Source organism: Polyangium jinanense, assembly GCF_028435265.1.
In the GTDB taxonomy this organism is placed as follows: domain Bacteria; phylum Myxococcota_A; class Polyangia; order Polyangiales; family Polyangiaceae; genus Polyangium; species Polyangium jinanense.
On the sequence record NZ_JAGTJK010000029.1, the window covers coordinates 51,462 to 63,469 of the forward strand.

Genomic DNA, 12,008 nt, shown 5'->3' on the forward strand with positions numbered 1-12,008 from the left:
CGCCCCGGCTTGAAAATGTGCCGGCCCTTTTCTTTTTTAGGCCGGCTGCTCGGGCGTCGCGAGTGAAAAGAAACGCGGGCGCGGGCGCCTGTGATGCGGATTCCTCCGGGCTTCCGTCGTCGAAGGTGAAGCCGCTGCTGCGTCAGGCGCCCTCGGGCAAGCTGCTTCGTTCGCGCTCGGCGCGCCGCGCGCCCGCGAGCTGGCCACACGCGCCGCCGACGTCGCGGCCGCGCGGCCTTCGGACGAGCGTGGTCACGCCGTGCGACGAGAGCCGCGCGACGAAGGCGTCGAGCCGCTCGGGCGCGGGCGGGCGGAGCGCCGGATCGGGGCCGGGATTGCACGGGATCACGTTCACGCGGCAGCGAATCCCGCGGACGTAGGCGGCGAGCAAATCGGCGTCCTCGGGCGCGTCGTTCCAGCGGTCGAAGAGCACGTACTCGAAGAGCACGCGGCGTCCGTGCGGGAGCGCGGCGAGGATCGCGTCGCGAAGCGCAGCGAGCGGGAAGCGCGCGTTGATGGGCATGATCGCGCGGCGTCGCTCGTCGTCCGGCGCGTTGAGGCTCACGGCGAGCTCGGCGCGCGTGCCGGCGAAGAACGCGGGCAGTTTGTCGGCGACGCCGACGGTGCTCACCGTGACGCGCGAGGGCGCGAAGGCGAAGGCGCGATCGTCCGTGAGCAAGCGGAGCGCGCGCAGCACCTCGGGCAGGTTGTCGAAGGGCTCGCCCATGCCCATGAACACGAGGTTCGAGAGCGGCGGCGCGCCGCCGGCCTCGTTCCAGAGCGCGCGGGCGAGCCGGACTTGGTCGATGATCTCGCCCGTCGAGAGCTGCCGTTCGAGCCCGAGCCGGCCGGTCTCGCAGAACGCGCAGGCGCGCGCGCAGCCGACCTGGCTGGAGATGCAGAGCGTGGTGCGGCCGGGGCCGGGGATGAGGACCGACTCGACGAGGGCGCCGTCCCGGGCGCGAAAGAGCAGCCGGATCGTGCCGTCCTCGGCCGGCGCGCGCTCGTGCAGCGCGAGCGCGGGTGCGGGATCGAGCGCGGCGAGCGTCGCGTGGGCCCAGGCGCCGATGCCGAGCCCGGCGAAGACGTCGGGGCCCCAGGGCACCTCGGCGAGGTCGCGGAAGAACGCATGCCGGACGATCCGCGCAGCGGCCGAGCGCGCGGCCGAGGGAGCTCCGCCGGCTGCGACGAGGCGCTCGGCGAGCGAGCCTGCGTCGTGCGAGGCGAGGAGCGCGTCGCCGCGGGCGGCGCGCGAGACCAGCGGGATCCCCCCGCGCTTGTCGAGAACGTCCACGCCCCTCTGTTACTACGGCGACGGCCGGCGCGGCAGTCACCCAGGGACCCGTCGGAACGACCAGGCTGTCCGAGCCTTCGTCCTCACCTTTTCCACAGCCCTGTGGACAACCTGTGGTGCAGTGGGGTCCGAGTTCTTTCGGCTCCACGTGCCGTTAAGGTAGAGTTCGCCCGATGCGTCCTTTGGGTCTCGCACACCGTGCCCTGCTTGTGCTCGCGTTCGGCTCTCCGCTCCTCTGCGCCCTGCCTGCGCGCGCGGCGGCGCCGAAGGACGCGCAGGCCGAGAAGGCCATCACGCAGGCGATGGATGTCGACTACCTGGAGACGAAGTTCGACCAGGCTGAAAAGCGACTCCGGACGGCGATCGACGCGTGCGGCGCGGACAAGTGCACGCCGAGTGTAAAGGCGCGGGCGCTCGTGGCGCTCGGCGTGGTGCTCGCGGGTGGCAAGAAGCAGCTCGAGGACGCGCGTGAGGTGTTCGTCGAGGCGCTCTCCCTCGACAAGACGGTGAAGCCCGACGAGGACATGAGCTCGGGCGAGGTGAGGTACGCGTACGAGAACGCGCGCAAGCAGCTCAAGCTCGACGGCGCGCCCGGGCCTTCCGCAGGGGGACAACCCGCGCCTTCGGGCCAGGGCATGACGCACACGACACCGCCCGAGCAGCGCGTCGACACGCCGCTGCCGCTCTACGTGCGGCTCGCTCCCGAGCTGATCCAGGACGCGAAGAAGGTCGCGGTCAACTACCTCGCCCCGGGCGCGAGCGACTGGAAGACGCTCGTGATGAAGAAGGTCGGCGAGTTCGGCTTCGGCATCAACGTGCCGTGCACCGAGGTCACGAAGGAAGGCAACCTCGACTATTACATCACGATCACCGACGCGGACGGCGCGATCGTGACGGGCGCGGGCTCGCGCACGCAGCCCCTCCGCACGGCGATCAAGGCGCGCATCGAGGGCGAGCCGCCGAGCTGGCCCGGCTTCGCGCCGCCCGAGCTTTGCGTGAAGGTCGAGTCGGGGCCGAAGCAGTGCCTCGACGACAACCAGTGCAACGCGGGGTATTCGTGCGTCGCCGGCGAGTGCACGCAGAAGCTCGCAGGCGGCGGCGAGGAGCCGAAGGACACGGGCCCGCGGAAGAACTGGGTCTCGATCACGATCGCGCCGGACATCTCGATCTTCTCGGGCAAGGACGTCTGCACGGTCGACGTGCAGGAGCGTGATCACTTCGTGTGCGTGCGCGGCGACGGGAGCCGATACCTCGGCGCGCCCACGCCCGGCGTCGCGAACGACGTGTCCGCGGGCCTCGCGCTCTCCACGATCCGCGTCGTCGCCGGCTACGACCGGCTGTTCCTCGACAACATCCTGGCGGGCGTGCGCGTCGGCTTCGCGTTCCGCACGTCGAGCGCCGAGTCCGCGAGCTTTTTGCCGGTGCACGCGGAGCTGCGCGGCAGCTACTTCATCGGCAAGACCCCGTTTGAAAGCCTCGGCGCGCGCCCGTTCGTCTTCGCCGCGGCCGGGCTTGCGCAGATCGACACGCCCGTCAACGTCGAGGTCCTCGAGGACGGCGTCGCCTGCGGCGCGGCGAACCCGTCCGACCAGAACAGCCCGTGCACGAGGCCCGGCAACCCGACCTACGAGGGCACGTACGTCGAGCCGCGGATCCAGACCTTGAAGGCGTACAAGCAAGCGGGGCAGGGATTTCTCGCGCTCGGCGGCGGGCTCCAGTATGCGCCCCTCGAGCGGGTCGCGATCAGCGTTGGCCTGCGCGCGAACGTGACGCTCCCCGTGGTCACGTTCGTGCTGACGCCCGAGGTCGGCGCCACCATCGGATTCTGAGAATGCCCGAAGCACAACCCAGCAAACTCGACGCGGCCCTTGATCAGGTCCTCGCCGGTGGCCCTCTACGTGGCCTCCTCGATGTGCTCGATCGACACTCGAACCTGCCCGGCACCCGTCCGAACCTCGAGTTCGCCCGTACGGCAGGCATCGCGATCGCATCACGTCGCGGCAAGGCGGACGCGCTCGTTCGCGCGCTGCTCGCCGCGCCCGGCGAGTTTCCGGTGATCGTCGCGGCACACGCGCTCGCCCAGCGAGTGCTCGTGGGGCTCGATGCGCGCGGCGCGATGGGCACGCTGCACGACCTCGCGGACGAGCCGCGGCACCTCGTCCGGATGGGCATCGCCTCCGCCCTGCGGGAGGTGCTCCTCGGGAAGGGCGAGGAGACGCTGCGCGAGCTCGCGACCTGGACGGACGGCTACTTCCACGCGCACGTGGTGCTCGATGCGCTCGCGGATCGTGAGGTCCTCGATCGCCTGCGCGGGCCGGAGGAGGTGATCGCGCGGCTCGACGAGGCGTTCATGCTCGCCGACGTCTCCCCGCGCGCGGCGGAGCGATCCCAGGGCCTGCGCACGTTGCGCGAGGCGATGCCGGCCGAGGTCGCGGTGTTCGCGGCGCGCTTCCCCGAGGTCGTCGCGTGGCTCGAAGCGAAAACGTCCTCGAAGCGCCCGGAGACGCGCGAGGTCGTATCGCAGGCCATCACGGCGCTGCGCCGGGGAGGGCTGAAAAACGCGGAGGCCGCGCGGATCGCGGGTCTCTTGGAGGCGAGCAAGAAGCCTCCCCGCGACGCGGCTCGTATCGTTTCGGGGACGCGAAAGCGGAGCAAGGGCCGGCGTTGACGGCGCGCACCCCTGGCGCGACGAAATCCGTCGCGGAGGGTGCCGGCGTGCAGTATGGAACCCGCCATGCGGCTCGAGAACAGGGTTGTCTTCATCACGGGCGCCTCGCGGGGCATTGGCCGGGCGGTCGCGCTCGCTTGTGCGCGGGAGGGCGCCGACGTCGTCATCGCGGCGAAGTCGGAGGTCGAGGCGAATCCCCGGCTTCCGGGGACGATCCACAGCGTGGCCAAGGAGGTCGAGGCGCTCGGCCGCCGGGCCCTGCCGATCAAGCTCGACGTGCGCGACGCGGACGCGTGCGAGGCGGCGGTCGCGCAGGCGGCGGCGCATTTCGGCCGGCTCGACGTGCTCGTGAACAACGCGGGCGCGCTCTGGTGGGCGGACGTCCTCGGGACGCCGGTGAAGAAGTTCGACCTCGTGATGGGCATCAACGTCCGCGCCTCGTTCACGCTCGCGCGTGCGGCCTTGCCGCACATGATCGAGCGCAAGTGGGGGCACATCGTGATGATGTCGCCGCCGGTGGACGTGAACGGCATCGCGCACCATGGGGCCTACGCGGTCTCCAAGTTCGGCATGACGATGATCGCGCTGGGGATCGCGGAAGAGGCGAAGGCGCACAACGTGACGGCGAACGCGCTCTGGCCGGCGACGGCGATCGAGAGCTACGCGACCATCAACTTCGGCCTCGGCGGCCCGGAGTTCTGGCGCAAGTCGGACATCCTCGCAGACGCGACGCTCGCGTTGATCACGAAGGAGCCTTCGGCGCGGCCGGGCAAGGCCTGGATCGACGAGGAGCTTTTGCGCAGCGAGGGCGTCACGGATTTCTCCAAGTACCAGTGCGCGCCTGGCCATGAGCCGCCGCATTTCCCGTTCTCGGCGCTCCCGACGACGACCGAGACCGTCGACAAGAAGAAGTGAGGCCATGTCTTCGAGCGACGACGACGACGACCGAACGATCGGATCGAGCTCCGCCTTCTCGGTGGATCCGACCCGGGAGATCGCGAGCGTGTTCGACGATCTCGAGGATCTCCTGAAGAACGGTGACGTGATCGAGGCCCTGTCGCAGAAGGGCGTGAACGCGAGCATCGCGCTCACGGCGATCGAGGGGCTCCGGGCCTACCTCGAGGGGAAAAAGGCCGATGCGGCCGAAGATTTCGCCATGGTGGCGGAGGAGATCCGGGGTCGCCTCGAGCTCGCCCGCGCGGCGGAGGGCCCGATGAACGGGCATGGAGGGCATTCGTGACCACGGTAGCGCCTCCGCCCTGGTATCCGGCCCCGGCGCTCTCGGGCGCGGGCTACTCGGCGGCCGAGCTCGCGGAGAGCTGCGACCGCGTGTTCCTCCTCGACCAGCGGGATCTGCCAGCGCGCGAGGTCTACGTGGCCCTGCGCTCGGCCGAGGAGGTCGCGGAGGCGATCCGCGCGATGGTCGTGCGAGGCGCGCCGGCGATCGGGATCGCGGCGGCCTACGGCATGGTGCTCGCCGCGCGTGCGCTGCGTCCGGCGGCGGGAGAGCGGTACGTCGCCGGCCTGCGTGGTGCGGCGAGCATGCTGGTGGCGGCTCGACCGACGGCGGTGAACCTCTCTTGGGCGGTTTCGCGCATGCTCGTCTCGGCCGAGGCGCACGCGAACGACCCGCCCGATGCGCGCGTGTCGGAGCTCGCGGTGCTCGCGCGGCGGATTCACGTGGAGGACCGCGAAGCGTGCCGGCAGATGGGGCGAGTCGGCGCGGCACGGATCCCGGACGGCGCGACGATCCTGACCCATTGCAACGCGGGCGCGCTGGCGACGGGCGGTTATGGCACGGCGCTCGGCGTGATTCGCGCGGCGGCGGAGGCGGGCAAGCGTGTGCGGGTGCTGGCGGACGAGACGCGGCCGTACCTGCAGGGCGCGCGTCTGACGGCGTGGGAGCTGTCGCAGGACGGCATCCCGGTCGAGGTGATCACGGACTCGATGGCGGGCTATTTCCTGCGGCGGGGCGAGGTCACGGCGATCGTGGTGGGCGCGGACCGCATCGCGCGGAACGGGGACATCGCGAACAAGATCGGCACGTACGGGCTCGCCTGCCTGGCGAAGCACCACGGCGTCCCGTTTTACGTGGCCGCGCCGTGGAGCACGATCGACCTCGCGACGTTCGACGGCGATCACATCCCGCTCGAGGAGCGCAGCCGGGACGAGGTGGTCCGGGTGGGAGGCGCGGTGCTGGTGCCGGAAGGCGTGCCAGCGCGGCATCCGGCGTTCGACGTGACGCCGGCCGAGCTGATCACGGCGATTTTCACGGAGCGGGGAGAGTTTGCCGCGGGGGAGATTGCGCGGGCGGGGGAGGCGAGCGGGTAGGTTTTACGCGGGCGCTGCAGGTTGCACCGCGGCATCGTTTCCAAGGAGCTCACTCGACGGCACGCGTCGCGTGGTCTCCTTCTCTGCCGCGTGCAGGGGTCCGAGGATCGCGCTCACGATCTGCTCGCTCGCGCTTTCCAGTTCGAGGGTCGTCTCGACGTGGCGCGCGACTTTGATCCAGAAGTTGCGCGCCTTGAGGGCGTCCATTTTCGAGGGGCCTGTGGCGCCGACGGCGATGGTGAGTTTTTCCTTCTGATCTTCGAGTTGCCCGAGCTCGCGACCTGCTTCGAACCAGGCTTCGGCGACGTTCCAGAGCTTGCCGCCGGGCACGGGTAGCTTCTTCAGGAGTGCGCGTGTCTTCTCGGAGATACGCGCATCCGTGAGCTCCACGGCGCCGGCCTCGTCGTGATAACTCTCCTTCGTCGCGCTGAGTCCGTTCGGCAGGAGCTCATCGCGTGCGGCGAGGATGGCCTCGGCGTCCTTGGGATCGTCGGCGGCCTCGGCGAAGCCGGTGAGCACGAACCACGACGCGCGGATCTTGCGGTCGTGTCGTTTGTCGGCGACGGCTTGTTTGTCGGAGAGCGTGGCGAGCTCTTTCGAGGTGGAGAGGTCCTTCTTCTGGGTGGAGAGCAGGCCCGCGTGGGCAGCTTCGATCTTGCCGATGAGGGTGGGGCCCGAGGGGAGCGCTTCGATCGTGGGGCGATCACGCGCGGGGTCGAGCCATGCCTCGGTGATACGAACCATCCGGGCGGTGGAGATGTCCTTGAGGTTTCCCATCGACGTGCCTCCTTGGTGTAGGGGTGCGAGAAGAACGCCGCGGGGGAGGAAAGATTCACGGTGGCGGTCCGTGGGAGCAGTGTTGCGACGGGGGAGGGGGACGGGGGGCGTCCGTGACAGCAACGTTGCGATGAGGGGAGCCCACGGAGTGGAACCGTGGTGGAGGCATCATGGGTGGGACAGGGGACGGAGGGGGAGCGTGGAGGGGGCGTCGGGGGGAACGGGCCGCGCCGTCGTGTGCCCGATCACGGCTCGCGAGAGGAGAACAAGCCAGTCTGGTACAATGCCAGAGCCGTTGCGTTTTGAGCGGTCTACCTGCGGAATAAATCGGCCAACCCGCGCACGTGTTCGCGCAAGGATAACTGCTACGGGTTTACAAAGTTGCTGGGCTTGTCAAAGAACTCCTCCATCTTCGCCTGCGTCATTCGGACCTTCTTGCCGAAGTAGGCATACTTGATGGCATCCACTAGAAATTTCCCTCCGAGCTTGTCGTAGTTCTTAAAGAAGTCCGGCGTGTAGAAAGCAGGCGTGGTGAGCACGGAAAACGAACCCCCATCGTGGTGACACCTGCTACAGAAGAAATCGACGCAGGCAAGTCCTCCGCTTGGATGCCTGGTGAGACTCATCTGGGAGACGGTCTGGGGACAATGCGCGCACTTGCCGGGAATCGCGAGATGCTTCGCTCGTCGGACAAGGTCGTCGAAGCGCGTACGCGCGGCTCCTTTGAGATTCTTCTGCGCGCCTTGGCTCAGTATCCACCAGACGTACCCGGGGTCATTAAAGAAGAGCCACTCAAGCGTCTTGTCCTTATGCTTGCCGAAACCCAGCGTGTAGGCCATTCGTTATGGTCTCCTCGTCTGTAGCGACTCCTCGGTCAATGAATGGATAGCGCCTCCGGTCGCATGGCACCATGCTCGACCGCCGCTCGCTTCTCAAGCCGCCAACAACTCCGAATACCTCTTCGCCCCGTACACATGGAACGCGAGCACGATCCTCTCCGGCGCGATCCCACCCCGCACGAGCTCCGGCGCGATCCCATGCTCGATCCCATCCCGCTGGATCACCACATCGTCCCCCACGAGATCGATGTGCACGAGGCAGCCGTGCACCCGCTTCCTCCCCTCGCGCCCTACGATCATCAAGAGGAAGTGCCCGCGCTCCCGGTCGAACACCGTCTGCGTCTGCACGTCCCCGTGTGCGTACGGGATCGCGGCGTACTCCGACAGCACGCGCTCGATCACTTGACCATCGGTGGCTCGGGTGTCCATTCGCGTATGCTCTCCGTCTCCGTGCTGAAAACCATGAGCCTGACCCGCCGCTTCTCCACGAGGAGCTGCCCGATCGGCTCGGAGAAGATGTCGTCGTAGACGAGGTCGCTCACCGCGAGGTACAGCGTGCGCTCGGGCTCCACCGCCGCGAGCACGTCGTGGTAGATGACGAACTGCCCGATCGCCTTCTCCAGGTCGTCGATCGGCGAGAGCCCGCCGAAGCTCTTGACCTCCACGGCGATCTTGCGCTCCGCCTTCTCCGCCGCGATCAGCCGCTCGGCGCCGAGATCGATGTACATGTCCCGCGCGCCCCATCGAACACGGAGCGGGTCGTGCGTGATCGTCCAGCCGTCTCGCAGGAGCGCGCGGCGCACGTGCTCGTGATGCTCGTCGCGGGCGAGCATGGGCAAACGATCGTAGCAGTCACGTCCGGGCCCCTCCAGCGCCTCACCGCTGCCGTCTTGCCCGCTCGTCCTCAGCGGTTCTGCTCGCTCCCTACATCACCCTTGCCACCCCGACTCCACGGCACCAGAACCTTCCCCCATGACCGCCGCTTCCCGCTTTGCCCCCAAGCCCCCCTGGCTCAAAGTTCGCGCGCCGGGCGGCGACACCTACCATCACCTCAAGCAGACCTTCCGCGAGCTCGATCTCCACACCGTCTGCGAGGAAGCGCGTTGCCCCAACGTGGGCGAGTGCTGGCGCGAGGGCACGGCGACGGTGATGCTCCTCGGCGACGTTTGCACCCGCGGCTGCCGCTTCTGCGCCGTCACCACCGGCAACCCGCGCGGCGCTGTCGACACCCGCGAGCCCGAGCACGTCGCGCGCGCAATCGCACGGCTCGATCTCCAGTACGTCGTCATGACCATGGTCAACCGCGACGACCTCCTCGACGGCGGCGCCGAGCACGTCGGCCGCACCGTCCAGCGCTTGAAGTCGCTCCGCCCCGACATCCTCGTCGAGACCCTCGTCGGGGACTTCTGCGGACATCTCTCCGCTGTCGACACCGTCGTCGATGCCCGGCCCGACGTCTTCGCGCACAACGTCGAGACCATCCGCCGCCTCACGCGCACCGTGCGTGACGTCCGATCGAGCTACGACCAGTCCCTCGCCGTGCTCGAGCGGGCCAAGGCGCGCGCGCGGGCGCAGGGGATCGAGGGTCAACTCACGAAGAGCTCCATCATGGTCGGCGTCGGCGAGACTGACGACGAGGTCGTCGAGACCATGCGGGATCTTCGCGGCGTCGGCGTCGACGTCGTCACCATCGGCCAGTATCTCCGGCCCACGCCCAAGCATCACGAGGTCCTGCGGTTCGTGCCGCCGGAGACCTTCGCGCGGTACGAGGAAGAGGCCCTCGCGATGGGGTTCCTCTACGCCGCGTCCGGCCCGCTCGTTCGGTCGAGCTACCGCGCGGCCGAGGTGTTCCTGCGCAGCCTCTTGCGGGGCAAGGGCGGTGAGGGCGGCGACGTGCAGGCCGAGCTCGATGCGCGGCTCGATGTCGCGCGTCGGGAGGCTGCGCGCGTCGCCCTGGAGCTCGGCTCTCCTTCGAGTGTCGAGATCCCGCTCGGCGCTCGTTCCGAGGCTGCGGGCCTCGTCCCGGCTGCGTCACTCGTCCGTCGGTGACGTTCGAGCACGGGGCTTGGCGTTTCGTCCAGAGTGTGTGAAAAGGGGCTTTGAGGGAAGGATCCCGGCATGAGCTCCCCTGACCAGAAGTTCATCGAGCGCGTCACGCAGTGCATCGCACGGCCTGGGCCGAACGCCCCGCGCGGCGTGCAGCACTCGATCCTGGCGCAGGCGGCGCGCCTCGCGCAGAGCGCCCCCATCGGGGACGAGGCCACGGCCCCTTCCGGCTTTGATCCTGCGGCGGCTGCGCTCTTCGAGGGCACCGTCGAGAGCGCGTACCTCGTGGCCACCTCCGATGGCCCGCTCTCGTCGACCGAGGACGCCGTGCTTCGCGCGATCATCGGCATCGGCTGCGATGGCAAGGTCTCGGCCGAGCAGATCGAGGCCCTCTTCGGCGAGCTTGTCTCCGCGCAACAACGCGAGAGTGAAGACGAGCGCGTCGCACACATCGCTCAGATGATCACGCATCGGGATCATCAGCGTGAGGTCCTGCGCATCGCGGCGATCATGGCGCGCGCGTCGGGCGGCATCCGACCTTCCGAGCGCGCGCTCCTCGATCGTCTCGCGCAGCGCTTCTCGCTCGGCGCGGCGGCGGTCGACGCTGTGATCACGGAAGCCAGCGAAGCGCTCGGCACCGTCTGAAGCGTGACACGCGGACGCGTACGCCTCCTCTCGTGCATGCCCGTCATGCTGCATGTGCAGCACGAATTCGCGCAATGATTGCCGGCTATTCTGCGCGCTCTTCGCACATGCAGCAGTCACGACGCGGCGTGTTGTAAAATGGCGTGATCTGCGCTTGGCCCCTGGCCATTCTGTCGCCCTTTGACTACGGTCCGGGCGCCATCATGAGCACTGCCACCCAACCCGCATCGAGCCTCGCCTCCACTGCCTCGGGGGGCAGCATGGAAGGCTCCGCCCACCCGGTCGCGCGGCATCCGCTCGACGCGCACGCGCCTGACGTCGTGCGTGTTCTCCGCGACGACGGCACCCTCGATCCGACGAATGATCCTGGTCTTCGCAGCGACGAGGTGCTCACCCTTTACCGCGCGATGGTGCGCGCGCGCTTGCTCGACGAGCGCCTCGTCCTCCTGCAACGGCAGGGGCGCATCGGCTTCCACATCGGCTGCAAGGGCGAGGAGGCGAGCATCCTCGGCAGCGCCTTCGCCATGCGGCAGAACGACTGGATCTTCCCGTGCTACCGCGAGTTTGCCGCGGCGCTCTGGCGCGGGATGCCCCTCCAGCGGTACGTCGACAACATGTTCGGCAACGCGAACGACCCCGTGAAGGGTCGCCAGATGCCGGACCACTACACGTGGAAGAGCGGCAAGTTCGGCTCGGTCAGCTCGCCGATCGGCACCCAGATCACGCAGGCCGTCGGGTTTGCCTGGGCCGCGAAGACCCGCAAGGAGGACACGGCGGTCCTCGTGTACTTCGGCGACGGCGCCACGAGCTCGAACGAGTTCCACAACGGCATGAACTTCGCGGGCGTCTTCAAGGCCCCGACGGTCTTCTTCTGCCGCAACAACGGCTGGGCCATCAGCGTGCCGACCGAGCGGCAGACCGCGAGCGAGACCTTCGCGCAGAAGGGCATCGCCTACGGCGTCCCCGGCGTTCGTTGCGACGGCAACGACCTCTTCGCCGTCGTCAAGGTGACGCGTGACGCGGTCGCTCGTGCCGCGCGTGGGGAAGGCCCGACGATCATCGAGGCGCTCACCTACCGGCTCGAAGGTCACTCGACGAGCGACGATCCCAAGGCGTACCGGCCCGAGGCGGGCCTCGATTCCTGGCGCCGCCTCGACCCGATCCCGCGCCTGCGCCGGTACATCGAGCGCACGATCGGCTGGACCGACGCGCAGGACAAGGAGCTCGAGACCGAGCTCGACGCCGAGCTCAAGGCTGCGATCGCGGTCTCCGAGAAGACCCAGGCGCCCCCGCTCGAGTCGCTCTTCGAAGACGTCTACGGCGAGCTGCCCTGGCACCTGCAAGAGCAGCGGGACGAGCTTCTGCGCGGCCCGCGCGCCAAGGGGCACGGCCACTGATCCTCGGGGAA

The 12,008-nt window shown here is 68.8% G+C and carries 13 protein-coding genes; 8 read left to right on the forward strand and 5 right to left on the reverse strand.

Going from position 1 to position 12,008, the window contains the following annotated elements; genetic code table 11:
* Positions 1-142: 142 nt before the first annotated feature.
* Positions 143-1,294, reverse strand: coding sequence for a 23S rRNA (adenine(2503)-C(2))-methyltransferase RlmN (gene rlmN, locus KEG38_RS36050; protein WP_272424929.1), 1,152 nt, complete (start codon positions 1,292-1,294; stop codon positions 143-145).
* 173 nt (positions 1,295-1,467) lie between these two features.
* Here rlmN and KEG38_RS36055 point away from each other — a divergent pair, with 173 nt between their 5' ends.
* From KEG38_RS36055 to mtnA, 5 genes are all read left to right on the forward strand, one after another.
* Positions 1,468-3,123, forward strand: coding sequence for a hypothetical protein (locus KEG38_RS36055; RefSeq protein WP_272424930.1), 1,656 nt, complete (start codon positions 1,468-1,470; stop codon positions 3,121-3,123).
* Between the two features lie 2 nt (positions 3,124-3,125).
* Positions 3,126-3,962 carry a hypothetical protein gene (locus KEG38_RS36060; protein WP_272424931.1) on the forward strand — a complete coding sequence of 279 codons (837 nt, stop codon included), beginning with the start codon at positions 3,126-3,128 and terminating at the stop codon, positions 3,960-3,962.
* Between the two features lie 66 nt (positions 3,963-4,028).
* On the forward strand, positions 4,029-4,877 hold the full coding sequence (locus KEG38_RS36065) for an SDR family oxidoreductase (protein ID WP_272424932.1): 849 nt from the start codon (positions 4,029-4,031) through the stop codon (positions 4,875-4,877).
* A 4-nt stretch (positions 4,878-4,881) separates the two neighbouring features.
* Positions 4,882-5,202 (forward strand): hypothetical protein, encoded by a 321-nt coding sequence (locus KEG38_RS36070; RefSeq protein ID WP_272424933.1) that lies wholly within the window; start codon positions 4,882-4,884, stop codon positions 5,200-5,202.
* Positions 5,199-6,293 carry an S-methyl-5-thioribose-1-phosphate isomerase gene (gene mtnA, locus KEG38_RS36075; RefSeq protein ID WP_272424934.1) on the forward strand — a complete coding sequence of 365 codons (1,095 nt, stop codon included), beginning with the start codon at positions 5,199-5,201 and terminating at the stop codon, positions 6,291-6,293. The genes KEG38_RS36070 and mtnA overlap by 4 nt, the downstream gene beginning before the upstream one ends.
* 3 nt (positions 6,294-6,296) lie before the next feature.
* On the opposite strand, the gene KEG38_RS36080 is transcribed toward mtnA, so the two are convergent.
* The 4 genes from KEG38_RS36080 to KEG38_RS36095 form a co-directional block, all read right to left on the reverse strand.
* Positions 6,297-7,070 carry a hypothetical protein gene (locus tag KEG38_RS36080; protein ID WP_272424936.1) on the reverse strand — a complete coding sequence of 258 codons (774 nt, stop codon included), beginning with the start codon at positions 7,068-7,070 and terminating at the stop codon, positions 6,297-6,299.
* 365 nt (positions 7,071-7,435) lie between these two features.
* Positions 7,436-7,909, reverse strand: coding sequence for a hypothetical protein (locus tag KEG38_RS36085; protein WP_272424937.1), 474 nt, complete (start codon positions 7,907-7,909; stop codon positions 7,436-7,438).
* Between the two features lie 93 nt (positions 7,910-8,002).
* Positions 8,003-8,338, reverse strand: coding sequence for a XisI protein (locus KEG38_RS36090; RefSeq protein ID WP_272424938.1), 336 nt, complete (start codon positions 8,336-8,338; stop codon positions 8,003-8,005).
* Positions 8,308-8,742, reverse strand: coding sequence for a XisH family protein (locus tag KEG38_RS36095; RefSeq protein WP_272424939.1), 435 nt, complete (start codon positions 8,740-8,742; stop codon positions 8,308-8,310). The genes KEG38_RS36090 and KEG38_RS36095 overlap by 31 nt, the downstream gene beginning before the upstream one ends.
* 139 nt (positions 8,743-8,881) lie before the next feature.
* On the opposite strand from KEG38_RS36095, the gene lipA reads away from it, so the two are divergent.
* The 3 genes from lipA to KEG38_RS36110 all read left to right on the forward strand — a co-directional run bounded on the left by lipA (position 8,882) and on the right by KEG38_RS36110 (position 11,997).
* Complete coding sequence (gene lipA / locus KEG38_RS36100) at positions 8,882-9,958, forward strand: lipoyl synthase (RefSeq protein ID WP_272424940.1); 1,077 nt, start codon at positions 8,882-8,884, stop codon at positions 9,956-9,958.
* Positions 9,959-10,027: 69 nt separating this feature from the next.
* A complete protein-coding gene (locus KEG38_RS36105) occupies positions 10,028-10,600 on the forward strand; it encodes a TerB family tellurite resistance protein (protein WP_272424941.1) in 573 nt (190 codons plus the stop codon).
* A gap of 203 nt (positions 10,601-10,803) precedes the next feature.
* Positions 10,804-11,997, forward strand: coding sequence for a thiamine pyrophosphate-dependent dehydrogenase E1 component subunit alpha (locus KEG38_RS36110; protein WP_272424942.1), 1,194 nt, complete (start codon positions 10,804-10,806; stop codon positions 11,995-11,997).
* The last annotated feature ends 11 nt before the right edge of the window (positions 11,998-12,008 follow it).